Source organism: Enterobacter sp. 118C5 (assembly GCF_034107645.1).
In the GTDB taxonomy this organism is placed as follows: domain Bacteria; phylum Pseudomonadota; class Gammaproteobacteria; order Enterobacterales; family Enterobacteriaceae; genus Enterobacter; species Enterobacter nematophilus.
Window position 1 is genome coordinate 26,544 of sequence record NZ_JAWNEU010000015.1, and the last position, 26,804, is coordinate 53,347.

A 26,804-nucleotide genomic window follows, 5' to 3' on the forward strand; every position below is an offset into this window, starting at 1 on the left:
AAATGAAATAAGCGCCGCGCGGGGCGGCGCTTTAATACAATTACAAATAGGTCACCGCAAATTGTGCGCTGGATTCTACTGCCCCTGATGTCGCATTACCGGCTGCGGAATAATAACGCGCAATCATATCGAAAGTGACCGTATCCGAACCCGCATCTCCCCCGACAGACTGCTTCGAGGTTTTCGCTTCACCGCTGGTGAAGTCCAGCGCGGTGGTACCCTCCAGAAGCTGAATCGCAACATTCGTTGCCGGGCTGGAGGCCGCAATATTCGACAGGTTAGTCCCGTCAATATTGCCGCTGACGAAGCGAGCCGCCGCGTCCTTCTGCACAGAGGTTGCGCTGACATCACAACCGCTGAGGGTTACCGTAAAGGGTGTATCTCCCGCGCTGGAGCCAGCGGCAGACAGCGAACCTTTATTAACGGTTGGCAACAGCACCACCGGATAAGAGTCTGCGCCATTAATTTTGATCGTACACGTCTGATCGCTCACTTCACCAATAAAACGAACGGTATTGTCAGCAGACGCAACGCCATTCATACCGACAGTTAAAATAAATGCCGCAATTAATTTAGTTTTCATCATTGTTTCTCCATGGGATACCCGCTTACAGAAATATAAGGGGTATATTTTTAATTGCTAAGTTAAGGCAAAAATACATCCTGTAAAATTAGATGTAAAGTTATTGCAAAATACAACAAATGACATTCCTGTCTGGCGAGGTTTAAAAAAATCAAAACACACATTCACATAATGAATGGATTTAGCAAATGAATTGATTGCTTTTTACACTTTTAAGGTAGGCAACATGAAATAACAAGTTAAAAATCAAACAAATGGGAAAAATATCGTTAAAATAGCGAAACATTATCTAAATGATTAGGTTTTCTTAAAAGTATTTTAATTTTTATTAAAATAAAGATTACTGATAAATGCCGTGATTACATGGCTTAACTTAAATAAAAAATAATTATGTTTAGACACAATGGGTTTTAGGAATTATGCCCGAAACAACGGTTACCAAATAATCACCTTTCACCGACATTGCCGGGCGACCGAAAACCACTACGCGTGGCTGGCCGCTCCGGTTCTTTGCCGTGAAGCGATATGAGTCCGGGTCTGCTTAGTTTTGTTCCGCCACCAGCAGCGCGTGCGTATCCGGCTCCAGCGCCTTAAAGATATGCGGCTGGTCAGCGGGGTAACAAATGTAATCCCCGGCGGCGAGCTCTTCCGCAGCGTCAAGCAGGCCGACCAGGGCCCGCCCCTGCATCACAATAATATGCTCTACTGAGCCGGGCGAGTGCGGCTGAGAAATACGATCGGCACCCGGCTGGGTCATCAGAAGATAGACATCCCGACGTGCGCCCGGTGGACATGCGGCGAGCAAAATGGCTTCATAGTTTGCCTGCCCGGCAACCACTTTTGTGCCTTCACCACGGCGGATCACCTGCGTGGTCGGCTGCTGCGGCTCCAGCAAGCGGGCAAAAGGAATATCCAGCGCCACGCACAGTGACCACAGCGTTTCCAGGCTCGGGTTACCGTTGCCGGATTCAAGCTGAGAAAGCGTGGATTTGGCGATCCCGGCACGGCGGGCAATTTCCGCCAGCGAAAGCCCGGTTCGCAGGCGTTCTCGCACCAGGCTTTTGGCGATCACGCTGATTGGCTGCGTCATAAGAACGGTCTCTATCTATAACGAACGATTCGTTCGTCTTGTAAAACGTTTTTGATGCGTTCATTATAATGGAAATACGTTCGATATGGCTAAAATGGTATGAAGAATCCCCTCTCTTGCCTGAAAGGCGACACGATAAAAGCAATCATCCTGGTTTGCCTCGCGGTTGGGGTGGTTGGGATGTCCTACGGCTCACTGGCGATGGCCTATGGTTTCCCGCTCTGGGTGCCGTTTGTCCTCTCCCTCACCGTGCTGGCGGGCGCATCGGAATTTATGTTTATCGGCATTGTGGCAAGCGGCGGCAACCCGCTGGCGGCAGCGGCCGCCGGTTTGCTGGTCAACGCGCGCCACGTGCCGTTTGGCGTGACGGTGCGTGAACTGGTGGGCAAACGGGGGTTGAGCTATCTCGGCTGTCACATCATGAACGACGAAAGCGTGGTGTTTGGCCTGTCGCAAAAAACGCCCGAGCAGCGTAAAGCGGCCTACTGGCTATGCGGCTTAGGCGTGGCGATCGTCTGGCCGGTGGGGGCGCTGCTGGGAGCCATGGTCGGCAAACTGCTGCCGGACCCGGAAACCATCGGGCTGGATGCGGTATTCCCGGCAATTTTACTGGCGTTAGTGGTACCCGCGTTTAAAAACCGTACCACGCTGATCCGCGCCTGCAGCGGCGCCGCGCTTTCACTGGCCGCCGTACCGTTTGCCCCGGTGGGCTTACCGGTGCTGCTCTCGTTACTCGGTCTCGCTGCGAGGAAAAAATAATGGGAAACATGACGTTTTTTATTCTGGGCATCGCCATTCTTTCTGCCGGAACCTACCTGATGCGGCTCGGCGGGGCAAAGCTGGGCAACCGGCTGGCGCTCTCTGAACGGTCTCAGGCGCTGCTTTCGGATGCGGCAACGGTATTGCTGTTTTCCGTCGCGCTGGCGACCACGTTTTATGAAGGGGAACATTTCGCAGGGATGGCGCGCGTGCTGGGCGTGGCGTTTGCGGTGTTTCTTGCCTGGCGCAAAATGCCGTTAATTGTGGTGATCGTTGCGGCGGCGGTGGTGACGGCGCTGCTGCGCGTAGCGGGGATCCACTAAATAAATGCCCGGCATAATCGGTCTGCCGGGCATCAGCGGAGGTTATTGCGCTGAAAGGGTGTCGACGCTCAGCGTCAGCGTCTCGGTAAAATCGGTCTCGTTGGTCGTGCTAAAGGCTTTATCTGACAGGTAGGTCGTCACCATCATCGTTGCGGTGAACTGCTCCCCCGCAACTTCCGTTCCGTTAACGGCAGCCAGCGCTTTTTCCGGCGGCAACGTCACTTCTGACGCCCCACCCTGAACAGCCACCGCGCCAGTATCAACAGCGGCCAGCTGCACCGTATTCCCGTCCACGCGGCCATCCTTGAACGCAATCTTCATCGCGCCGTTATCTGAATATCGCCAGGCCATATTTTGTCGGGCCGCACCGCTGATGGAGATGCGCATTTTACGCGCATCCGGGCATATCACCGACACCTGAAGTTCCCGCGTTACCGAGGCATAACCGTTATAGACTTTGCCCACATGCTCAGCAGAACCCTTTCGCATATCTTCTTTACGGTAACGCCCATAGTCGACCGTCTTTACGGCGGACATCATTTCGCATTCGCCATCCTCGGCCTGCGCGACTGCCGGTATCCCAGATACCCCGCAAAGCAAGGCGACCATCATCAAGTACTTATGAACGTTATTTAGAGACATTTCCCTGTCACCTCTTCGTAGAATTTATTTGGTTCTGCCTCCGGCAGGGTGTACGTCAGCCTGCAACGCCCCTCATCCAGCTTCGCGTAGAGCTGCTGGCTGGCGGAGATATCGTTAAGGAAGATCACGCCATCTTCTGGTGCCGTCGTGACGTACTCACCCGCTTCGTCCACAATGGAGACACCTTCCGGTAGCGGCGTACCGTCCGGGCGGCTGATAGCCAGCAGCACGCGGCGCTGGCTTAACGTCGCAAACTCCCACTTCGCCACGGCACCGTGAGAAGCCTTGATCGCTGTCCTGCCGTTTCGCACATCGAGGTTGCCCGGCAGACTTTCCGTGTTGACCTCAATAGTGCTTTCGCGGAACGGTGACAGAGAAGGGATTACGGCCTGGCCCCATTTGTCCGTCCATACCGGGCCACGCGCGGTACCAATCTCAATGCCTGCTACCGGTTTATCCAGTTTGGCGATGGCATACGTATCCGCCACGCGGTAAGGCGAGAAGGTCACACCATCGCCGTGTGCCACAATCCCGCCGCTCAGGGCCGCAGAATAGTTCGTGTTGCTGTCGTTATCGCCACCCGCCGCCAGCGCCAGGTTGGTGTAACGCAGATTGCTGTTCAGCGAAGTATCCCAACTGGTGGTGTTCCGATCATGGTCCTGAGAGACGCCAACCATATACTGGTTCGTATCGTTGAGCGATCCCATCGCGCGCGTGCCCCAGGAACTATTCCCTTCACTCTCACGATACCAGGAGCTGGTATTTACGCCCGTACGTCCCAGAGGGATCGACACGTTCACATAGAGCATGTCGTTATCGCTGTCGTCGTGACGGCTGACGTCAGACTCCCAGTTCACGCTCACGTTGAAGTATTTAAAGGTCTGTGACCATGACGTAATAAAGCGGCGGCTGTCGTATTCGCTGTTCCAGCTCTCATTGCGGTAGTAGCTGAGAGAGAAACGGCCGAGCGTGCTGTTAGACCAGTTGATACCCACGCTGGTGTCATATTTGGTTTGCGATATATCGTCGTCGTCACCGTACAGCTCCGTCATCTCGCGGTAATCCGGCGTGCCGTAGCTGCCGCCCATCGAAATGCCGATCCCCCATGGCAGAGAATACCCCAGGTCGAGCGTCGTTTTGTTGCCGTCCGTTTGCGACTGGTTATCTATCGATGCCAGAAAACCGAGTAAGGCATACAGGTTCTGCACCGGGACGGTATCCAGGTTGCCGGAGAAACCGTAATAGTGGTTATCCGCCATCACCATTCCGGCGAGGAAATTTACGCGCTTGTTGATGGACCAGCCGTTATTGGCAGACACCACCCACGGCTTTTCGAAGCGCGAACCCATGTCGTCTTCAACACGGCCTACCGCCATGGTAAAGCCCGGTGCGCGGCCCACGTGATTGCTGCGGAAAGTACTCGCCGACACGGTAAAACGGTTTTCGCTGCCGTCGGTCTCGGTCACCGTCACGTTCAGGTCGGTGTTGAGGTTAGCCAGCGGCACGTCATCCAGGTTAAACGGCCCGGCAGGCACCAGCGTCGAGTAAATCAACTGTCCGCCCTGGCGGATATCCACACGCGCCTGAGGGTTGCGGGCGATACCGCTTACTTCCACGCCCGTACCGCCCTGCGGCTGGAGGGCGTTATCCGGCATCATCTGTACCCCATAGATAGACGGAATACTGAAGCGACTGCTGGCCACGTTAATCTGGCCGCCCTGCACCATCACGCCATAATCGGCAAAGGTGCGCTGGGCGTAGGTATAAGAGGAATCGACATCAAAGCTCTGATCGCTACCGTCGCTGATGAACTGCGTGCTGCGCACAATCCAGTCCCCGGCGTTAAAGCCCATTTCGAAGGTGGACTGGAAACGGTCGGCGTTTTCATCGTCATACTGGTTATGGGTTCCGAACATGGAATAATTCAGCATTGCCGCACGGCCACCCTGAACTTCCGCGAACTGGCGTCCGAAATCAGGATCCAGCGCTTCCGGTGGAACCACGATCGATATCTCTTCGATATCCGGGGAAGACTGAATCGTCGAGCCGGACCAGTATTGATGAATTTTTGGGCAATCACCGCGTCTGGTTTTTTTAATCAGACCCGCATTTTCCAGAAACTCGTCATCAATACAGGGCGTACCTTCCTCATCAAACTTCACCGGCATCAGCGTTCGCTTATTCCCGTTAATATTCACGGTTACGTTATGGTAGCCGGGCGTAAAACGCGGTGCCATGGAGTAGTATTCAGCAATCGCAGGATCAAGGCCCTGGTTTTTTAATGCGTCTGCATCGAATATCGCTCTCGCCAGTTCCATCGGCTCGTTTGCGGTAGGGTTTATTTCCGCACGAATGCTAAAAGCCAGCGCCGAAAGGCAAAACGCCAGCATTCCCTTTTTACAGGAAACCGTTAACATAACTACTCCATGTGTTGTTATATTTTTTGCTATTATTTCAGCTCGGCAACATAACTCTGCGTTTTGTAGCCATAACGCGTTGCCGGTAATATTTCAATTTTATTATCTGAAGACGAAATTTTCCCTTTTGTGCTGAGCGTTATTTTCTCGCCGGGCAATATATAGGGTTTAGGGAACTGAGCAAGGGAACCTGATGGCAATAATTTTGCTTTTTGCTCCATGCGCACAACGTAAGGCGTTTTATTCTCGACAATCACGCTACCGTTATTTACCTGCCAGGTCAGATCCTTCCAGGGCTCCAGATTGAGCGCCAGCCCGGCTGGGCGAATTATCACGGGGAGGTTCTGGCTAAAGGTTACTTTGACTTTATTTTTTTCGCGCTGCGGAATAGCGGTGAAGATAACGCGTTTTAAATGCTCCACCTTCAGCGGTTCGGCGCTGTTTTTCAGCACAAAGCGCACGCGCTGGGTTTTTCCCGCGTCCACGCGTACTACCGGCTGCGTCACAATCAGGCCGGGTTTTGGGTCATCTGGCAAGTCGACCAGTTTGGTATACAGCAGCTGCGCGTCAGCATCCGTGTTTTTGACGTCCATGCTGGCGCCCTGCTCATCTTCTTTCACAATCAGCAGCGACGTTTCTGGCACCATTCCGGCGGCCAGCGTATTAAACGAAGCTAAGAGGCAAGCGCAAATCAGCGTTCTTTTTAAAAGCAGCATAATATTAGTCCATTAATATTGAAATAACACTCCACGGATGTGGAGTGTTTAATTTGATGCTATTACAGATAAACCAGCTCAACGTTGGTTAAACCGTCCAGCGTAGCTTCGTCGATAATATTGAGATCGTTAGTTGGGTTGATGATCGCAGACACAGCCACATTAAAGTTAAATTGAGTTTGTGCAGAAGGCATTAAGTCGCCCTGTACATCGCTAAATGCATATACTTCGCTCTTGTCTGTTTTAACAGGGATGTAATCAAGACCTCTTTTACCCCAGACTTCACCATTGTCTGATGAAAATAACGGATAAAGGTTATCACCGTCAGCGTTAGTCGCTGCACCTGTTCTTTTATCAATACCCATGGAATAGGCGCCGATTGGCTTGCTGTTGTACATGCCCAGCCCGGCAGTATATGGAGGATCAAGCTGTAAATCTGGTGCAGCGAAGTTCGTGGTTACATCAACAGTTGGCGCAGAGTCAGCATGGGCATCATTAAACGTAACACCTACACGCGTAGCGGATTCACAGGTAATCGAAATAGGGATTACTTTCAAGTCTGCCAGTTTTGTTTGCGCTGTAGAATTCAAATCAGCCGCTTTCATCGTACCGAAATCAGCAACACCGCCACCGCTAACAAAGGCTGGCGTACAGGAGGCCGGAACAATTTTACCTGTAACCTGAATATCAATGCTGGATGCCGCCATTGCAGAAGACGCTGCTACAGCCAGCACGGATGCCAGCATCCCTTTTTTAAACATTGCGTTCATTTCATTTCCTTATTCAAATGAAATAGCTACCGCATAGAAAATATTTAACCTGCGGTTTATGACTAAATGATTTTGTGAAAACTAAAATTACAGATAAACCAGCTCAACGTTGGTTAAACCGTCCAGCGTAGCTTCGTCTATAATATTGAGATCGTTGGTTGGGTTGATCTGCGCCATGATGCCAACATTAAAATTAAATTGTTTCTGCGCAACAGGTGCATCGCCGCCTGATACGTTGGTAAAGGAGTAGGTTTCGCTTTTATCAGTCTTAATTTGCAAATAATGAATTCCGGATTTATCCCCCCACGCCGAAGCCATGCTTGCATCAACCTGAAAAATTGGATACAGCCTGTCACCCGCATCATTTGTCGCAGTACCGGCATCCTTCTGAATACCCATTGAGTAAGCACCGATCTTCTTACCGTTATACATGCCCAATCCGGCTGTATAATCAGGGCTAATACCAAAATCATAATCACCAAAAGCGATAGGTGTATCAGCCGTTGGTGCAGAGTCAGCGTGCGCATCATTAAACGTTACGCCAACGCGCGTAGGGGATTCGCAGGTAATAGAAATAGGGATAATTTTAGTATCCGCCAGCGCAGTTGCGGTGGTGTCATTTAAATCGGCCGCTTTCATGGTGCCGAAATCAGCAATCCCGCCGCCGCTAACGAAGGCTGGCGTACAGGAAGCCGGAACAATTTTACCTGTAACCTGAATATCAATGCTGGATGCCGCCATTGCAGAAGACGCTGCTACAGCCAGCACGGACGCCAGCATCCCTTTTTTAAACATCGCGTTCATTTAATTTCCTTATATAAGTGAAATACAAAATAAACCAGATAATTAATATCTGGCCTGGGGTTATTACGTAAAACAGCTTGTTTTTGGAAAATAGCATCACAGATAAACTCGATCAATGCTTCAAAATTCTTTTAGGATTTACGCCTGAGGAATTCCTTAAAACTCAAGATCAATCATATTTGCATTGAATGTGAAACCGGTAATATAGCATCAAAAAAACACAATGCATTATTTTGATAAATATATGAAGAAGGCTGGTCTGACCTTATATTTGAAATGTGTATGGAATTGCTTAATTTCAAACAAAAGTAACTAAAGAGGAGAAACTTTTACAGTTATTGTTTCGTTAATCAGGAATACCCTGGAAGATATGCGGGAGATTCGGGGAAGGAACAGCAGAAAGTAAACCTGTCCCGACTCCGAAGAGCAGGGACAGCGGCAGCATAACTTATTTGTTCAGTTCAGCGGTCATGTGTACACGGTTGCCGGAAAACGCCTGGGTAATCTTGTAAGAAGACGCGCCCGCTTCCTGAGCCTGAGCCGCGATTTTCGCTTCTGCGCCATCAATGGTGGACGCGGTTGCGGTCACAGTCTGTGCAGCGAAAGAACCAAATGAAGCAGCCAGAGCGATTACAGCGACAAAAGTTTTGATGCTTTTCATAATATAAACCCTTTCATTAAGTTGTTTAGGTAAGGCACCGTGCCTTGATGAGGTAAATACTAGCCCTCATCCTGAACAACTAAAAGCGGAAGGATTTGCTATTATCATTCAAAATTACTGATTAACTATTAACCGCTGTGGATGGGTATAAATCGTCGCCCTGCCCGGCTTGCAGAAACCCACCAGCGTCAGGTTGCAGCGCTCCGCGACTTCTACCGCCAGCGTGGTTGCCGCTGAAACTGCAAACAGGATCTCCACGCCGCACATGGCGGACTTCTGCACCATCTCATAGCTGGCGCGGCTGGATACAAGCGCAGCGCCCTGCTGCCAGACTTCACTTTCACGCGCCCGGCGTCCCAGCAGCTTATCCAGCGCGACGTGGCGGCCTACGTCCTCATGCCCTCCGGCAATATCTCCTGAGGGCAATACCCACGCCGCCGCATGCGTGCAGCCGCTCAGCTGGCCGATGGGCTGAACGTCGTTGAGGTGCTCAAGCGCACGGTCGAGATGCGCCAGATTGAAGGTCTGGGTAAACGGCAGTGGCGCGACGGGCTTGCCAATATCATTAAGCTGCTCAACGCCACAGACGCCGCAGCCGGTGCGCCCGGCCAGCGCGCGGCGGCGCTCTTTCAGCCCCATAAAGCGGCGGCTGGAGAGTTCGATTTGCACTTCAAGACCGTTACACGCCTGCACCACGTCCATGCCGTAGATCTCCTGCGGGTGCGCAATGATGCCTTCCGAAAGGGAAAAACCGATGGCGAACAGTTCGAGATCTTTGGGTGAAGCCATCATCACCACGTGCGAAATACCGTTGTAAACGAGGGCAACGGGCACTTCTTCCGCCAGAAAATCGGGCGCGGCATGGGTAATGTTAGGCGGTCTGCGTACCGACAGTTCCACAATGCCCGCAGGCAGTGGCGATGAGCGGGTAGCACGGTTTTGTTTAGACACAGCGGTATTCCTGAACAACCACGGAAGTAAGCCTGCTATTGCAGCATAATCCACAGGCCTTACGCATAGTATGGATCAACTTTTCGACACTCATTCTCCTACTCATTAAGAAGAGGTGCAACCCGGCCCCCGCTACACCCCTTTAACATGCAGAGCTAATAGTGTGATCAGTATCACACTTTATAATCAACACAGTGATAATACGTTCACTTTGTATTAACGCCGTTGGAACAGGTATACCGACATTGTGGTATTCTGATGATATCCCTCGGAGAAATGAGGGATTAACGCAAATTTTTCTCCTTTGCGGTCAATTCTCAACCGCGAAGTTAAAACTACATATATAAGCAATGTCGAACAAGGAGTGACCCATGCAGGTCAGCAGAAGGCAGTTCTTTAAGATCTGCGCTGGCGGTATGGCAGGCACCACGGCAGCGGCACTGGGCTTTGCGCCTGGCGTAGCGCTGGCGGAAACGCGGCAGTACAAACTGCTGCGTACCCGCGAAACCCGTAACACCTGTACGTACTGCTCCGTCGGCTGTGGGCTGTTGATGTATAGCCTCGGCGACGGTGCGAAAAACGCCAAAGCGTCTATTTTCCATATCGAAGGCGACCCGGACCATCCGGTCAACCGCGGCGCGCTGTGCCCGAAAGGGGCCGGTCTGGTGGACTTTATCCACTCCGAAAGCCGTCTGAAATTCCCGGAATATCGCGCGCCTGGCTCCGACAAATGGCAGCAAATCAGCTGGGAAGAGGCGTTTGACCGCATCGCAAAACATATTAAAGAAGACCGCGATGCCAACTTTATTGAGAAGAACGCCGACGGCGTTACGGTTAACCGCTGGCTCTCCACCGGGATGCTGTGTGCTTCTGCCTCCAGCAACGAAACCGGCTATTTAACCCAGAAATTCACGCGCGCACTCGGTATGCTCGCGGTCGACAACCAGGCGCGTGTCTGACACGGACCAACGGTAGCAAGTCTTGCTCCAACATTTGGTCGCGGTGCGATGACCAACCACTGGGTCGACATCAAGAACGCCAACCTCATTGTGGTGATGGGCGGTAACGCCGCTGAAGCGCACCCTGTCGGGTTTCGCTGGGCGATGGAAGCCAAAATCCACAACGGTGCGAAACTGATTGTGATCGATCCCCGCTTCACGCGTACTGCGTCAGTGGCGGATTTCTACACCCCTATTCGTTCAGGTACTGACATCACTTTCCTGTCAGGCGTACTGCTGTACCTGATGACCAACGAAAAATATAACCGCGAGTACACCGAAGCCTATACCAACGCCAGCCTGATCGTGCGTGAGGACTACCACTTCGAAGATGGCCTGTTCAGCGGTTATGACGCGGAAAAACGCAAATACGACAAAACCAGCTGGAACTACGAGCTGGATGAGAAAGGCTTTGCGAAGCGCGATACCACTCTGCAACACCCGCGCTGCGTGTGGAACCTGCTGAAAGAGCACGTTTCCCGCTACACGCCGGACGTTGTTGAGAACATCTGCGGCACGCCGAAGGCGGACTTCCTGAAGGTCTGCGAGCTGATCGCGGAGACCAGCGCGAAGGACAAAACGGCGTCGTTCCTGTATGCACTCGGCTGGACGCAGCACTCCATCGGCGCGCAGAACATTCGTACCATGGCAATGGTGCAGCTGCTGCTCGGCAACATGGGGATGGCTGGCGGCGGCGTGAACGCCCTGCGCGGTCACTCCAACATTCAGGGTCTGACCGACCTCGGCCTGCTGTCGCAGAGCCTGACGGGCTACATGAACCTGCCAAGCGAGAAACAGCCTGACCTGCAGACCTACCTGACGGCCAGCACGCCAAAACCGCTGCTCGAAGGCCAGGTGAACTACTGGGGCAACTATCCGAAGTTCTTCGTCTCGCTGATGAAAGCCTTCTACGGCGACAAAGCGACGGCGGAAAACAGCTGGGGCTTTGACTGGCTGCCGAAGTGGGACAAAGGTTACGACGTTCTCCAGTACTTTGAGATGATGCACCAGGGCCAGGTCAACGGCTATATCTGCCAGGGCTTTAACCCGGTGGCGTCGTTCCCGAACAAGAATAAGGTTGTTGAATCTCTGTCGAAGCTGAAGTTCCTGGTCACGATTGACCCGCTCAACACCGAGACCTCGACCTTCTGGCAGAACCACGGCGAATCGAACGATGTCGATCCGTCGAAGATTCAGACCGAAGTGTTCCGCCTGCCGTCCACCTGCTTCGCGGAAGAGAACGGTTCTATCGTTAACTCCGGCCGCTGGCTGCAGTGGCACTGGAAAGGCGCGGACGCCCCGGGCATCGCCATGAACGACGGCGAGATCCTGGCCGGTATCTTCTTACGCCTGCGTAAGATGTACGCGGCAGAAGGCGGCGCGAACCCTGAGCCGGTGCTGAACATGACCTGGAACTACTCGACGCCGGAAAACCCTGCGCCGGAAGAAGTGGCGATGGAGAGCAACGGTAAGGCGCTGGCGGACGTTATCGACCCGGCTACCGGCGCGGTTCTGGCGAAGAAAGGCGATCAGCTCAGCACCTTCGCACACCTGCGCGATGATGGTACCACGTCAAGCGGCTGCTGGATCTTTGCCGGTAGCTGGACGCCGAAGGGCAACCAGATGGCCAACCGCGACAACGCCGACCCGTCGGGCCTTGGCAATACGCTGGGCTGGGCATGGGCGTGGCCGCTTAACCGCCGCATCCTCTATAACCGTGCCTCCGCTGACCCGCAGGGCAACCCGTGGGATCCGAAGCGTCAGCTTCTGAAGTGGGACGGCGCGAAATGGGGCGGCGTGGATATTCCGGACTACAGCACCGCCGCACCGGGCAGCGACGTCGGGCCGTTTATCATGCAGCCTGAAGGGATGGGGCGCCTGTTTGCTATCGACAAGATGGCGGAAGGGCCATTCCCGGAACACTACGAGCCGTTTGAAACGCCGCTGGGCACCAACCCGCTGCACCCGAACGTGGTCTCTAACCCGGCAGCCCGTATCTTCAAGGGCGACTTTGAAGCGCTGGGTAAAAAGGACAAGTTCCCGTACGTGGGCACCACTTACCGTCTGACCGAACACTTCCACTACTGGACCAAGCACGCGCTGCTTAACGCCATCGCGCAGCCGGAACAGTTTGTGGAGATCGGCGAGAAGCTGGCGAACAAGCTCGGCATTGCCCATGGCGATACCGTGAAGGTCTCCTCCAACCGCGGCTACATCAAGGCCAAGGCGGTGGTGACCAAGCGCATTCGCACGCTGAACGTTCACGGTCAGCAGGTGGATACCATCGGTATTCCGATTCACTGGGGCTATGAGGGCGTGGCGAAGAAAGGGTTCATTGCGAATACCCTGACGCCGTTTGTCGGCGATGCGAACACGCAGACGCCGGAGTTTAAGGCCTTCCTCGTGAACGTGGAAAAGGTGTAACGGAGACGACTTATGGCTTATCAATCTCAAGACATTATCCGTCGTTCCGCGACTAACGGTTTCACGCCCGCGCCTCAGGCGCGGGACCACCAGCAGGAAGTGGCGAAGCTTATCGACGTGACCACCTGTATCGGCTGTAAAGCCTGTCAGGTGGCCTGTTCAGAGTGGAACGACATCCGTGACGAAGTGGGTCACAACGTCGGGGTGTACGACAACCCGGCAGACCTGACCGCCAAGTCCTGGACGGTGATGCGTTTCTCGGAAGTGGAGCAGAACGACAAGCTGGAATGGCTTATCCGCAAAGACGGCTGTATGCACTGTGCGGATCCGGGCTGCCTGAAGGCATGTCCGTCAGAAGGGGCTATCATTCAGTATGCCAACGGCATCGTCGACTTCCAGTCCGAGCAGTGCATCGGCTGCGGCTACTGCATCGCCGGCTGTCCGTTCGACGTGCCGCGCATGAACCCGGAAGACAACCGCGTCTACAAATGTACGCTGTGCGTTGACCGCGTTAACGTGGGCCAGGAGCCAGCGTGCGTGAAGACCTGCCCAACCGGCGCTATCCACTTTGGCTCTAAAGAGGATATGAAAACGCTGGCGGCAGAGCGCGTGGGCGAGCTGAAAACCCGCGGTTACGACAACGCGGGCCTGTACGATCCGGCCGGGGTTGGCGGTACGCACGTCATGTACGTATTGCACCACGCCGACAAGCCAAACCTGTATCACGGCCTGCCGGAGAACCCGGAAATCAGCGCCACCGTGAAGTTCTGGAAAGGCATCTGGAAACCGCTGGCAGCGGTAGGTTTTGCTGCCACCTTCGCAGCGAGCATCTTCCACTACGTCGGCGTTGGTCCGAACCGCGCGGAAGAGGAAGACGACAACCTGCATGAAGAGAAAGACGAGGTGCGCAAATGAGAAAACGTGACACCATCGTGCGCTACACCGCGCCGGAACGCATCAACCACTGGGTCACCGCCTTCTGCTTCATGCTGGCGGCGATAAGCGGGCTGGGGTTCTTCTTCCCCTCCTTCAACTGGCTGATGCAGGTGCTGGGCACGCCGCAGCTGGCGCGCATTCTTCACCCATTCGTGGGTGTGGTGATGTTTGCCTCGTTTATCATCATGTTCTTCCGCTACTGGCACCATAACCTAATCAATCGGGATGATATCTTTTGGGCGAAGAATATTCGTAAGATCGTCGTCAACGAGGAAGTAGGTGATACCGGGCGTTATAACTTCGGCCAGAAATGCGTATTCTGGGCGGCGATTATCTTCCTGGTCCTGTTGCTGGTGAGCGGCGTGATCATCTGGCGTCCGTACTTTGCGCCTGCTTTCTCAATCCCGGTGATCCGATTTGCGCTGATGCTGCATTCATTTGCCGCAGTGGCGTTAATTGTGGTTATCATGGTGCATATCTACGCCGCCCTCTGGGTGAAAGGCACCATTACCGCGATGGTGGAAGGATGGGTAACCAGTACGTGGGCGAAGAAACATCACCCGCGCTGGTACCGTGAAGTCCGCCAGAAACAGGAAAAGTCATCTGAATGAGTATTCGCATAATCCCGCAAGATGAGCTGGGGTCGAGCGAGAAACGCACGGCGGAGTATATTCCGCCGTTGTTATTCCCCAGACTCAAGAACCTCTACAACCGCCGCGCAGAGCGTCTACGCGAGCTGGCAGAGAACAACCCGCTGGGCGATTTTCTGCGTTTTGCCGCGCTGGTCGCCCACGCGCAGGAAGTGGTGCTGTACGACCACCCGCTGCAAATGGACCTGACCGCACGCATCAAAGAAGCCAACGCGCAGGGCAAGCCGCCGCTGGACATACACGTCCTGCCACGCGACAAGCACTGGCATAAGCTGCTGCATTCGCTGATTGCCGAGCTGAAGCCGGAGATGAGCGGCACGGCGCTGGCGGTCATTGAGAACCTGGAAAAAGCCTCCGATCAGGAGCTGGAAGAGATGGCGAGCGCGCTGTTCGCGTCCGACTTCTCGCTGGTCAGCAGCGATAAAGCGCCGTTTATCTGGGCCGCGCTGTCGCTCTACTGGGCGCAAATGGCGAGCCTGATCCCCGGTAAAGCCCGCGCCGAATACGGCGAAGCGCGCCAGTTCTGCCCGGTTTGCGGCTCCATGCCCGTCTCCAGCATGGTGCAGATTGGCACCACGCAGGGGCTGCGCTACCTGCACTGCAACCTGTGTGAAACCGAGTGGCACGTGGTGCGCATCAAGTGCAGCAACTGCGAGCAGACCCGCGATCTCAACTACTGGTCGCTGGAAAATGAAGACGCAGCGGTGAAAGCCGAAAGCTGCGGCGACTGCGGAACCTACCTGAAGATTCTGTATCAGGAAAAAGACCCGAAAGTCGAAGCGGTGGCGGACGATCTCGCCTCGCTGATTCTGGACGCGAAGATGGAGCAAGAGGGCTTTGCCCGCAGCTCGATTAACCCGTTCTTGTTCCCGGGTGAAGGGGAGTAATCTCCTGTGACAGTGCCGGGCGGCGCACGCTTGCCCGGCCTGTAAATACCCGTTTTTTATATCCGCCTCCCCACGTCTCAAGCCCCTTCCATAGCGCGACATTTCAGATTTTATTTAGGCGCTGCGCGTAGAAAACTCACTATTACTTCGTCACTATCCCTCGCAACAAAACATGACTATTTGTAAGGGAAAGTGTTGAAATGGAATTTCGACTGTTTACGACGGGCAGAACCGCTTTTTTCATTTGCGCTGTTCTCAGCCTTTCATCGGCGGCTGTCGCCGCACCGGCAGATGAGCAATTTATCCTTCAGCAACAGCGTCAGCATGCTCTGGAAGCCCAGCTGACGCCGCAGGCACCGGACGTTCGCCTGCAGCCCCCCGCCGAAAAAGCCATCACCACGACATTCCCAGCCGAGACACCCTGTTTTGTTATTCACGACGTCACGCTCGCGGGACAGGAGGCATTGCCACACTGGCTTCCGCTGCAACGCCTCGCGGATCGGGCGGTGGGAAGATGCCTCGGCGCGAAAGGGATTAACCACCTCATGAGCACGCTTCAGAACCGGCTGATTTCCCACGGCTGGACGACCGCACGCGTGCTGGCCCCCGCTCAGGATATAAAAAGCGGCCATCTAAAACTGGCCGTGATACCGGGAAAAATTCGTCACGTCACCTTAACCGACAAGAGCAGCCCCTGGATTTGGCTCTACGGCGCCTTCCCGGCGCATGACGGCAATCTGCTCGATTTACGGGACATTGAACAAGGGCTTGAGAACCTCCAGCGTTTGCCCACCGTGCAGGTGGAAATGGAGATTGTTCCTGCCGAACAGCCCGGCGAGAGCGATATTGTCATTTCCCGCCAGCAGCGCAAGTTCTGGCGGCTTGGCCTGTCGCTTGACGACGCCGGTTCGTCATCAACCGGGCGCTATCAGGGTGGATTGACCCTCTCACTGGATAACCCGCTGGCGTTGAGCGATCTCTTCTGGTTTTCCATTAACCACGACCTGCAAACCGGGCCGGAGAAAGGCAACCAAAACCTCAGCGCTCACTGGTCCGTTCCGGTTGGCTGGTGGGGGTTTTCCCTGACCGGCAGCGACTACCACTATCAACAGACGGTCGCCGGACTGAGCGGTGATTACCGCTACAGCGGGAAGAGCCAGAGCCTGGCTGCCCAGATCAGCCGGGTACTGCACCGCAACAGCGCGCAAAAAACCGCATTCACCTGGGACGTTGAGAGCCGGACAACGCGAAACTACATCAGCGACACCGAAATTGAGGTTCAACGCCGCCACGTTTCCTCCTGGAAAGCAGGGCTTTCGCACCGTCACTATTTCGGCCCGGCAACGCTGGATGCGGGAATAAGCTATCAGCGCGGTACTCGCTGGTTTGGCGCGCAGCCTGCGCCTGAAGAAGTTTTCGATGAGGCCACGGCGCTGACGCGCATTCTTCGCACGGATGCCCGTCTGAGCCTGCCGTTTGAGCTGATCGACCAGCGTTTCCGCTACGACATAGCCTGGCAGCGCCAGACCAGCACCACTCCACTGACCTCGCAGGATCAATTCTCTATTGGCGGACGCTGGACAGTGCGCGGCTTTGATGGCGAACGCACCCTGAATGCCGATCGTGGCTGGCTGGTGCGAAACGATCTCTCCTGGCAAACCCCTCTCCCAGGCACCGAGTTTTATCTGGCAGCCGACTACGGCGAAGTGGCGGGTAACGGAACGGAATACCTGGCGGGAAATCATCTGGCCGGCGGCGCAGCCGGGCTACGCGGCACGCTCTGGAAAGTCGGCTTCGACCTGTTTGCAGGCGTACCATTTTCTCGCCCCGAGGGCTTCAAAACCAGCCCGGCCACCTTCGGCTTCAACCTGAATATGGATCTCTGACGATGCGATATGGCGAGTTCACGGTCCACTGTCCGTTCATGCTGGGTGAAACCCTTAACGAAGCAGAAGCGCTGGGCGCATCGGTCTGGCTCTGGATGCACTCTTTCAACCACCGGGATGCGCCGCTGCACGTGCTGCCTGTGGTTCTTCTGCCCATCATCAAACGCCAGCAGTACGTACTGGTAGAAAAAGAAGGTCGCCCGATCTTTTTTCTGAGCTGGGCGTGGATGAACGAAGAGGCTGAACGCCGCTACCTCAACGAAGCCGCAATTTTTCTGCCGGAGGAAGACTGGTGCAGCGGCGATCGCCTGTGGTTTCGCGACTTTATCGCTCCCTTTGGCCACGCGCGGGACATGTTCCGCCTGTTACGCGAAGAGATTTTCCCGCATCACATGGCCCGCTCTCTCTGGCATCGCGGTGAAGAAAAAGGACGCCGCATCAAAACGTTTTACGGCAAACGGGTCACGCGCGACGCGTTGCTGCACTGGAAAAAGACGCACCCGCTGAACGGATAAAACATAAAAGGATTTTCACATGAACAAACGCCTTTACCGTATCGTCTTTAACAAAGCTCGCGGCATGCTGATGGTGGTATCGGAGCTGGCTCGCGGCTGTTCTGGCAGCGCGCCCTCTTCCGGTATTCAACATTGCCACCAGCGGCTTATCTGCCGTATCGGGGCGATTAGCCTAAGCCTGTGGCTGGCAGGCGGAGCAGTAACGGTACAGGCCGCAGGGATTGTGGCGGATAAATCTGCACCCAATAAACAGCAGCCTACCATCATCAGCACCGCCAACGGTACGCCGCAGGTGAATATCCAGACCCCTTCAGCGGGCGGCGTTTCCCGCAATACCTTCAGTCAGTTCGACGTTGACCAGAGTGGTGTGATTCTTAACAACTCCCATAAAAATGCCGCCACCCAGCTTGGCGGAATGGTGGCAGCCAACCCATGGCTGGCAAAAGGCGAGGCGAAAATTATCCTCAACGAGGTTAACGCCCGCGATCCGAGCCACCTTAACGGTTTTATCGAAGTGGCAGGACAAAAAGCGGATGTCATCATCGCCAGCCCGTCGGGCATTACCTGTAACGGCTGCGGATTTATCAACGCCGGGCGCGCCACGCTCACCACAGGCACGGCGCAAATGCAGAACGGTCAGATAACGGGCTACCGGGTCGAGCAGGGTGAAATCCACATCAGCGGTAACGGAATGAACGCTACCGGCCAGAGCCACACCGATATCATTGGCCGAGCGGTGCAGATAAATGCTGCCATTCATGCACAGGATTTACGCGTTACGACCGGGCGAAACAGCGTGGATGCCGCTCATGAACAGATCGCTGCGCTCGCGGATAACGGCACGGCAAAGCCCAGCCTGGCGCTGGACGTATCGCAGGTGGGCGGCATGTACGCCGGCAAAATTCGCCTTCGCGGGACGGAAAAAGGCGTCGGCGTGCGTAATGCGGGCAATATTGGCGCAGAGGCCGGGATGGTTACTCTCTCAGCCGATGGCCGTATCGAAAACAGCGGTGCAATCTGGTCTTCCACTGACGTTGCCCTCTCCGGCAGCGCTTCCATGCAAAACAGCGGATCCATCGCGGCTCAGCGTAACGTCAGCCTGACAGGCAACACGATTGCCAGCACCGGCACGCTGGCCGCAGGCGTACAGCCGGACGGCACATTAGGCCGCGACGGCGACATAACGCTCAACGCCAGCGGAAAACTTGAGATGCATGGCCTGAACGCGGCGGGCGGAAACGTAAGCGCATCCGGGCTGGGTCTTGATGCCTCCGGGAGCCTGACGCAGGCAAAAAACATTACGCTCAATGCCGGACAAGGCGATATCAGCACCACCAGCGCGCAAATCGTCGCGAATGACCGGCTCAGCGTCACCACGTACGGCACCCTCGATAACAGCAGCGGCCTGCTTGCCGCCGACCGCGTCACGCTCACGGCGAAAAAGCTGCAAAACCAGAAAGGCCAGATAAGCCAGAGCGGAACGCAGACGCTGGAACTTAACCACCGGGACGGTATAGATAACCGCGACGGTACTATTGCCGCAAACGCCGCTGTAACCCTTAGTGCCGCCGCGCTGGATAACCGTAAAGGCCAGATCCTGGCGGCAGATGCGGGTAGCTTGTCGTTACAGACCGCGGGTGCGGCGGATAACCGCGAAGGTGTTCTGGCCGCCGCAGAAAGCGTTAGCGTGACGGCAGACCAGCTGTTCAATGACAGCGGGCTTATTAGCGCGGAAAAGGGCCGCGTCGCGCTCGCCAGCGTTAAGCCGATTACCAACGTCAGCGGACAAATCGCCGCCCGCACCACGCTGTCCCTCGAAAGCGGTGCCTTGAATAATAATTCCGGTCTTATCCAGTCCGGTTCGGCAATGTCCATCAACACGCGCGGCAATGCGATTTCAAACAAGGACACCCTCGCCACGGGGGGCATCGTCAGCTTTGGCGAGCTGGACGTTCGTGCCAGCACCATTGATAACCAGTACGGCATGCTGGCCGGTGCGCAAAAGAGCACGATTCAGGCCACCCGCGTGGATAACCGCAACGGCACACTGGCCTCTGAAGCCACCCTGCAGCTGGATGCGCTCTCCGTTGACAACCGGTTCGGTACGGTCAGCGCGACGGGAGCGCTTAATGCACGTACCGGGACGCTTGAGAATACACAGGGAACGCTGGTCTCGGGTGACGACGCACATATAGAAACCGCGCAAATCGTCAATCAGGGAGGGCTCATCGCCGCCCAACGCGATGTTACGCTGACGGCGCAACGGCTGGATAACGACGGTGGCGGTCTGGTGCAGAGCGGCGGCGATCTGACGCTGGACGTTGAGCACATCAGCAACCGCGAAAGCGGCGACACCGGCGGGCTCGTCAGCCAGGGTAACATAACGATCCAGGCCGCCGATGTGCAAAACGATACGGGAGTTGTGCTGGCGGGGAAACAGGCGACGTTAGACACTACCCGCTTTAGCAATATCGCTGGCACGCTGGTGGCGCTGGACGTGCTAACGCTTGCAACGCGCAGCGATACCGATAACCGTCAGGGAGTGATGCAGGGCAACGGCATTTTCCTGGATACACACGGATATCAGCTGGATAACCAGCAAGGCACGCTCTACAGCCTGGCGTCAATGCAGCTGGCGACTGCCATCCTGAATAACCAGAACGGCACGATAGGCGCAAAGAGCGATATAACGCTGCACGCCACGTCGCTGGATAACCGCGCTGGTGGGCGCGTGGTCAGCGAGCAGGCGATCGAATTACATCTCGAACGTCTTGATAACCACGAGGGGCAAATACAATCCCTCGGTAACCTGATGGTCAACGCCGTTTCGGGGGTTATCGACAATACGCTTGGGCTGATGCGCAGCGGCGCAACGGTGACGCTCAACGCCGCCAGCCTGATCAACCGTAACACCCAGGCCGCCGAGAAAGGGATTGAGGGGCTGGATGTGGCCATCGTCAGCCAGCAGCTTGATAACGCGCAGGGAACCGTGATTTCAGGCGATACGCTGCACATCACGCAAGCCGAAACCCTTAATAACGCTCAGGGCGAACTGTCCGCCGCGGGCACGCTGTCGCTGAGCGGCGCGGCTCTGCGCCTCATCAACACAGACGGCGTCGTGATTGGCGGCGAGAACGTCACACTTGAAGCCGACTCCCTGACCGGCGATGGCCAGATCCTCTCGCTCGGCGACATGATGGTTCGCACGCAGCAGAGTTTTAACAACGCGGGTGACGTCATCGCTAACGGCAGCATGACATTCACCACGCCGGGTAGCGTGACCAATAGCGGTAACCTGCTGGCAGGGGCAAAACTTGATCTCAGCGCCGCCAGCCTGCTCAATACCGCGTCCGGTGAGATTGCCGCCGGAGCGACCTGGCTGACCGTCTCCTCTTCACTCAGTAATTACGGTCTTATCGACGGCAGCCAGACATGGATCAAAGCTGACACGCTGTCCAACGTCGGAACGGGGCGACTTTATGGCGACCATATTTCACTTCAGGCGACAACGCTCAATAACCTCGCCCAGGACGGTACGGCGGCAACCATTGCCGGACGCCAGCGCGTGGACATCGGGGCAGGGACGATCAACAACCGTGACCACGCGCTGATTTACAGCGACGGCGTGCTGGCCATCGGTGGACGCGTGGATGAAAATGGCTTTGCGACCGGGCAGGCGCAAACGCTGAACAACCACAGCGCAACCATTGAATCCGCTGGTGATATGGCGCTCTCCGTTAGCCAGCTTAATAACATCAACGACCATTTCAGCACCGAGGTGGCGTGGATCTCCACGGAGCAGATCCACGAATACCAGCACAGCGGGTCGCCCAATCGCTGGAGCGCCGATGATGAAGGGGTGTTTGTCGACCACAATTCGTCCGACGACCTGCTGAACCTCAACACGCCGGACGATACCGGCGCCAACAACGACAACTTTTACGAATACAGCTACACCCGCACCATCGAAGAGGAGGTCATCGCAGAGAGCGACCCTGGCAAAATCCTCTCTGGCGGACAAATGACCATCAGCGCGGACCACGTTCTGAACGACAAAAGCCAGATTGTCGCGGGAGGGACGCTCGGTATTTTCGCCGATACGGTCGATAACTTCATGCCGGAAGGCAGCCGGTGGATAACGGATGCTGGCTCGGTTACTCACTACAGCCGTAAAACCAAAAAAGGTGGCGACTCGCAGGGAAAAAGCACCTCGGACTATCTGCCACCCGCGGTGATCCAGTCTATCACCCTGTCGCCAGGAAAAATGGAAGGATACAGCCAGGCCGAGGGCAGCGGCATGACCCTTTCGCCCACCACCGCGCACGGAACAGATGCCGCGCTCAGTGGGACGGGTAGCCTGTCCGTCGACGTGGACGCGGCTTCACCGGAACAGGAAAAGCTTGCTCCTGTATTACCTGCAGGCAATACGGCAGGAAAATGGATTGAAACCCCTGCCAGCGGCGCAGAGGGCGATGTGATCCGCGCAATCGCCCCCGACATCCGCCTGCCGGACAACAGCCTGTTTAACACGCTGCCAGCACCCGATGCCCGTTACCTGATCGAGACCGACCCGCGGTTCACGAACAATAAAGAGTGGCTGGGCAGCGACTACATGCAGGACGCGTTCGCGCTGGACCATGACAATATGCACAAGCGTCTTGGCGACGGCTATTACGAGCAGCGGCTGGTGCGGGAGCAGGTGATTGCGCTTACCGGCGAGCGTTACCTGGGCGATCACCGTGACGACGAAACGCAGTTCAAAGCGCTGATGGATGCCGGTATCGCCTTCGGCAAGGCGCATCAGCTTGTTCCAGGGGTAGCGCTCACCGCCGAGCAGATGGGTCTGCTGACGGAAGATATGGTTTGGCTGGTCAACACCCGCGTCCAGCTTGCGGACGGAAGCTGGCAGACGGTGATGGTGCCGCAGGTTTATGTTCGCGTACAGCCGGGTGACGTTGACGGCGCGGGCGCGCTGATGGGCGGGCAGAACGTGGTGATGAACCTGAACCGCGATCTGGTCAATAGCGGCACGATCCACGGCAAGGAGAGGGTTCAGCTGAGCGCAGACTCCCTCACCAACCGCGCGGGCACCATTCACGGTGCGGATGTCAGCCTGTTGGCCCGCACGGATATTAAAAACATCGGCGGCACAATCTCGGGTAACCATTCCGTAGTGGCAACCGCCAGGCGGGATATCAACCTCACCACCACGACCCGTAGCGCCAAAAGCACCGCCGGGAAAAACAGCTTTGAGCGCACCACCCTTGAGCGTGTTGCGGGCATCTACGTTCAGGGCGACGACGGCAAGCTTGTGCTTAACGCCGGGCGCGATCTCAACCTGACCGGGGCGCAGGTCGTTAACAGCGGCAGCGAGAGCCAGACGGTGCTTAACGCAGGACGTGACCTGAACCTCACCACCGTGACTACTTCCGCCAGCGATAACCTGACCTGGGATAAAAATAACTGGTTGAAGCAGTCCACCACGCAGCAGGTGGGTAGCGAGGTGGCTGGCGGGGGCAATGTCTCGATGATGGCGGGCCGCGACGTTAGCGCTCAGGCCGCGACCGTCGAAGCGGGCAGCAGCCTTGCCGTCAGCGCAGGTCGCGACATGTCCATCGCCGCCGCCATCGACAGCAGCGAATTTGAATCACACCATCAATCCACCGGCAGCAGCGGCGCGTTCTCGAAAAAAACCGTGACCACGCACGATGCGGTAAATAGCGAGACGGCACAGGGTTCCCTGTTCAGCGGCGACAGCGTAACCCTGCAAGCGGGACATGATTTACGGGTCCAGGGTAGCGATATTGTCGGAGATAACGATGTCCGGCTCGCCGCCGGAAACAATCTGACCGTCACCTCAGCAGAAGAACACGGCCTGGAAAGCCATCAGCGACAGGAGAAAAAATCCGGCCTCTCCGGCACGGGCGGCATCGGTATCAGCTACGGCAGCCAGAGCCTGAAGGTGGCGGATAATGCGCAGGAGGTGACCCATCGCGGCAGCACCATCGGTTCCGTAAACGGCACTGTCTCGCTCAGCGCAGGTAATGACCTGACGGTGCACGGCTCAGACCTGATCGCCGGGCAGGACATGACGCTTGCCGGGAAAAATGTCAGCATCACCGCCGCCGCGAACAGCAGCGCACAGAGCCATACCGTGGAGCAGAAGTCCTCAGGCCTGACGCTCGCCCTGTCCGGTTCCGCAGGCAGCGCGCTTAACACCAGCGTGAGCACCCTGAAACAGGCCAGGGAGACCGATAACGATCGGCTGGCCGCGCTGCAGGCGGTAAAAGGTGCAATGACCGCGGGACAGGGGGCGCAGGCGGTCCTCAGCGACCAGGCCACCGGCAACCAGGCGGGCAACGACAACACCGTCGGTATCAGCCTCTCTTACGGCAGCCAGGCCTCAACATCGACGCAGACCATGAAGGAGACCACGGCGAAAGGCAGCAGCCTCTTCGCTGGCAATAACCTCTCGGTGGTGGCGACGGACGGGGATGTGCTGGTGCAGGGCAGCCAGCTGGATGCCGGAAACGACCTGCTGCTTCAGGCCAGCCGCGACGTAAACCTCATATCAGCACAAAACACCTCAACGCTTGAAGGTAAAAATGAGAGCCACGGCGGCAGCGCGGGCATCGGGATTGGCTTTGGATCCGGCGGTGCGGGCATCAATATTTCCGCCAGCGTGAATGCTGGTAAAGGTAAGGAGAACGGCACCACCCTCACCCACACCGAAACCACGGTTAACGCGGGGGATACCCTCACTATCGTCAGCGGCCGCGATGCGAATCTCACCGGGGCGCAGGTCAGCGGGGAGAGCGTGCTGGCCGATATCGGCCGCAACCTGACCATTACCAGCGAGCAGGACACCGACCACTACGACAGCAGCCAGAAGAACATCAGCGCAGGCGGCAGCTTCAGCTTCGGCACCATGACCGGCTCGGGCGGCATCAGCTACAGCCGCGATAAAATGGAGAGCGATTTTGCCTCCGTACGGGAGCAGAGCGGGATATTCGCAGGCTCCGGCGGGTTTGACGTCACGGTGGGCGGCCACACCCAGCTGGACGGCGGCGTGATGGCCTCTGCGGCCACGGCGGATAAAAACCGCCTCGACACCGGCACGCTCGGCTGGCGGGATATCCATAACACAGCCGAATACAGCGTGGAGCACCAGAGCGCGGGCATCAGCACCGGCGGCAGCATTGCGGGACAGTTTGCCGGGAATATGGCAAACGGCAAGCTGAGCGGGGCAGACAGCAGCGGCAGCGCGGAAGGCACCACGCGTGCTGCGATTGAGAATGGCTCGGTGATTGTCCGTGATAAAGCGAATCAGGCGCAGGACATAGCCACCCTCTCCCGCGATACGGCAAATGCAAACGGCACCATCGATACGATATTCGATAAGGAAAAAGAGCAGCGCAGGCTCGACGAGGCGCAGCTTATCAGCGACATCGGGAGCCAGGTGTCTGATATCGCCCGCACGCAGGGCGAGCTGAACGGGGAGGCACAGTCCGGCACGGGCAGCGACATCCAGCGGGCCATCCAGGCCGCCACCGCTGCGGCTCAGGGGCTGGCGGGCGGAGATATGACCGCCGCGCTGGCCGGAGCGGCTGCACCGTACGTGGCGGAGATTATCGGTCACCGGTCCGGGCTGGACGACGGGATGGAAAAAGCCGCAGCCCACGCGGTGGCCAGTGCCGTACTGGCGGCAGTGCAGGGGAAAGATGCGCTTGCAGGTGCAGCGGGTGCCGCCGCCGGAGAGCTGGCAGGCACGCTCGCGCTGGAGATGTACGGGAAAGATGTTACTGCGCTGAGCGAAAGTGAAAAGCAGACCATCAGCGCCCTGGCGACCCTCGCCGCAGGCATCGCGGGCGGGCTGACGGGCGACAGCACGGCATCTGTGGTGGCAGGGGCGCAGGCCGGGAAGACGACGGTGGAGAATAACTCGCTGGCGCATGTACTTGCTGCGGCAGAGGCGAATAAATCAGGTACGGTAGATAAGTGGCAGGAAGAGCAGCAGGCTGCGATTAAGGAGGCGTGTAGTGGGAATACGCCAATGTCCTGTCAAATGGCTGTGGCTGCAATGGGAACCGTGATGTCAGGAGGTGCTCTTCCTGAAGCGATGGTTATTTCTGGAGCTATAACTGCTGGCGCAGTTAGTGCTATCGACTTTGGTTTTAACGGTTCAGTTGATCCTAAAAATGTCATAGCAGCATACTGGACTGGAGTTTTAACCAGAAATACTGGCTACAAATCTACTGTGTTAATAAATGCGGCCAGTGGCGCTATAACTAATTCTATCGATGGAAAAAACCCATTCTTATATGGCACTATTAGTGGCGTCGGTGGTGCTATCGGTTATGGCTTAGGTAATAAAATACTTACCCCTGCTTTAGATGATTTCATTAACCCAACATGGAAAGTATTACAGTGGGATGATATTGGGGTGGGAATGTCCCAGCCCTCACATTTGAATCCTACCCCCGGTATAACAGGCACTTTCTTTGGTGGTGGTGCAGGTGAAGGATTTAATGTTTTAGTTGATCCCAATAAAAATACCGTTAATGGAGAACAATAAAAATGTTATTTTTAAAATGGCTATCATTACTGATTTTTCTTGTGCTAAGTTTTATGTTTTCATCTTTTATACTTAGTTGTTTTATATATTTAGCTGCAAAAATATATCTTTATTTTGTTCGCGATATTCCCTTTGGTACGTATCTCCCTGGCTTTTTTAGGATAATCAAAGGGTTTTCTTTTGGAGCAATCATTGCTGGCATTGGATGCTGGTATAT

18 protein-coding genes are annotated in these 26,804 nt (G+C 55.9%); 9 read left to right on the forward strand and 9 right to left on the reverse strand.

All coding sequences use genetic code 11. The features are described from left to right. Positions 1 to 40: 40 nt before the first annotated feature. Positions 41 to 586, reverse strand: coding sequence for a fimbrial protein (locus UTO39_RS19175; protein ID WP_154643284.1), 546 nt, complete (start codon positions 584 to 586; stop codon positions 41 to 43). 538 nt (positions 587 to 1,124) lie between these two features. Next, positions 1,125 to 1,673, reverse strand: coding sequence for a helix-turn-helix domain-containing protein (locus UTO39_RS19180; RefSeq protein WP_061096518.1), 549 nt, complete (start codon positions 1,671 to 1,673; stop codon positions 1,125 to 1,127). Positions 1,674 to 1,772: 99 nt separating this feature from the next. Here UTO39_RS19180 and UTO39_RS19185 point away from each other — a divergent pair, with 99 nt between their 5' ends. Further along, a complete protein-coding gene (locus UTO39_RS19185) occupies positions 1,773 to 2,432 on the forward strand; it encodes an AzlC family ABC transporter permease (RefSeq protein ID WP_253543441.1) in 660 nt (219 codons plus the stop codon). Further along, positions 2,432 to 2,755 (forward strand): AzlD domain-containing protein, encoded by a 324-nt coding sequence (locus tag UTO39_RS19190; RefSeq protein WP_061096520.1) that lies wholly within the window; start codon positions 2,432 to 2,434, stop codon positions 2,753 to 2,755. Before UTO39_RS19185 ends, UTO39_RS19190 begins: the two co-directional genes overlap by 1 nt. Before the next feature lie 42 nt (positions 2,756 to 2,797). On the opposite strand, the gene UTO39_RS19195 is transcribed toward UTO39_RS19190, so the two are convergent. The 7 genes from UTO39_RS19195 to fdhD form a co-directional block, all read right to left on the reverse strand. Further along, complete coding sequence (locus UTO39_RS19195) at positions 2,798 to 3,397, reverse strand: hypothetical protein (RefSeq protein ID WP_320727824.1); 600 nt, start codon at positions 3,395 to 3,397, stop codon at positions 2,798 to 2,800. Then, positions 3,388 to 5,814: a fimbrial biogenesis usher protein gene (locus UTO39_RS19200; RefSeq protein WP_320727825.1), complete on the reverse strand. Its 2,427-nt coding sequence runs from the start codon at positions 5,812 to 5,814 to the stop codon at positions 3,388 to 3,390. Before UTO39_RS19200 ends, UTO39_RS19195 begins: the two co-directional genes overlap by 10 nt. Before the next feature lie 32 nt (positions 5,815 to 5,846). Next, positions 5,847 to 6,530: a fimbria/pilus chaperone family protein gene (locus tag UTO39_RS19205; protein WP_320727826.1), complete on the reverse strand. Its 684-nt coding sequence runs from the start codon at positions 6,528 to 6,530 to the stop codon at positions 5,847 to 5,849. 62 nt (positions 6,531 to 6,592) lie between these two features. After that, entirely contained in the window at positions 6,593 to 7,300 is a 708-nt protein-coding gene (locus UTO39_RS19210) for a DUF1120 domain-containing protein (RefSeq protein ID WP_320727827.1), read from the reverse strand. A gap of 87 nt (positions 7,301 to 7,387) precedes the next feature. Then, positions 7,388 to 8,104: a DUF1120 domain-containing protein gene (locus UTO39_RS19215; RefSeq protein ID WP_320727828.1), complete on the reverse strand. Its 717-nt coding sequence runs from the start codon at positions 8,102 to 8,104 to the stop codon at positions 7,388 to 7,390. A 448-nt stretch (positions 8,105 to 8,552) separates the two neighbouring features. Then, entirely contained in the window at positions 8,553 to 8,765 is a 213-nt protein-coding gene (locus UTO39_RS19220; RefSeq protein ID WP_021242795.1) for a DUF1471 domain-containing protein, read from the reverse strand. A 114-nt stretch (positions 8,766 to 8,879) separates the two neighbouring features. Beyond that, complete coding sequence (fdhD, locus tag UTO39_RS19225) at positions 8,880 to 9,716, reverse strand: formate dehydrogenase accessory sulfurtransferase FdhD (RefSeq protein WP_320727829.1); 837 nt, start codon at positions 9,714 to 9,716, stop codon at positions 8,880 to 8,882. Between the two features lie 371 nt (positions 9,717 to 10,087). Here fdhD and fdnG point away from each other — a divergent pair, with 371 nt between their 5' ends. The 7 genes from fdnG to UTO39_RS19260 all read left to right on the forward strand — a co-directional run bounded on the left by fdnG (position 10,088) and on the right by UTO39_RS19260 (position 26,587). Continuing rightward, entirely contained in the window at positions 10,088 to 13,138 is a 3,051-nt protein-coding gene (fdnG, locus tag UTO39_RS19230; RefSeq protein WP_266179929.1) for a formate dehydrogenase-N subunit alpha, read from the forward strand. A gap of 12 nt (positions 13,139 to 13,150) precedes the next feature. Next, positions 13,151 to 14,053, forward strand: a complete 903-nt coding sequence (gene fdxH / locus UTO39_RS19235) for a formate dehydrogenase subunit beta (RefSeq protein ID WP_003861960.1) — start codon at positions 13,151 to 13,153, stop codon at positions 14,051 to 14,053. Continuing rightward, positions 14,050 to 14,685 (forward strand): formate dehydrogenase cytochrome b556 subunit, encoded by a 636-nt coding sequence (gene fdoI / locus UTO39_RS19240; protein ID WP_010436852.1) that lies wholly within the window; start codon positions 14,050 to 14,052, stop codon positions 14,683 to 14,685. Before fdxH ends, fdoI begins: the two co-directional genes overlap by 4 nt. After that, positions 14,682 to 15,611, forward strand: coding sequence for a formate dehydrogenase accessory protein FdhE (fdhE, locus tag UTO39_RS19245; RefSeq protein ID WP_061096528.1), 930 nt, complete (start codon positions 14,682 to 14,684; stop codon positions 15,609 to 15,611). Before fdoI ends, fdhE begins: the two co-directional genes overlap by 4 nt. 200 nt (positions 15,612 to 15,811) lie before the next feature. Beyond that, positions 15,812 to 17,497, forward strand: coding sequence for a ShlB/FhaC/HecB family hemolysin secretion/activation protein (locus UTO39_RS19250; RefSeq protein WP_320727830.1), 1,686 nt, complete (start codon positions 15,812 to 15,814; stop codon positions 17,495 to 17,497). A 2-nt stretch (positions 17,498 to 17,499) separates the two neighbouring features. Beyond that, a complete protein-coding gene (locus UTO39_RS19255) occupies positions 17,500 to 18,012 on the forward strand; it encodes a toxin-activating lysine-acyltransferase (RefSeq protein ID WP_151412541.1) in 513 nt (170 codons plus the stop codon). Positions 18,013 to 18,031: 19 nt separating this feature from the next. After that, positions 18,032 to 26,587 carry a hemagglutinin repeat-containing protein gene (locus tag UTO39_RS19260; RefSeq protein ID WP_320727831.1) on the forward strand — a complete coding sequence of 2,852 codons (8,556 nt, stop codon included), beginning with the start codon at positions 18,032 to 18,034 and terminating at the stop codon, positions 26,585 to 26,587. The last annotated feature ends 217 nt before the right edge of the window (positions 26,588 to 26,804 follow it).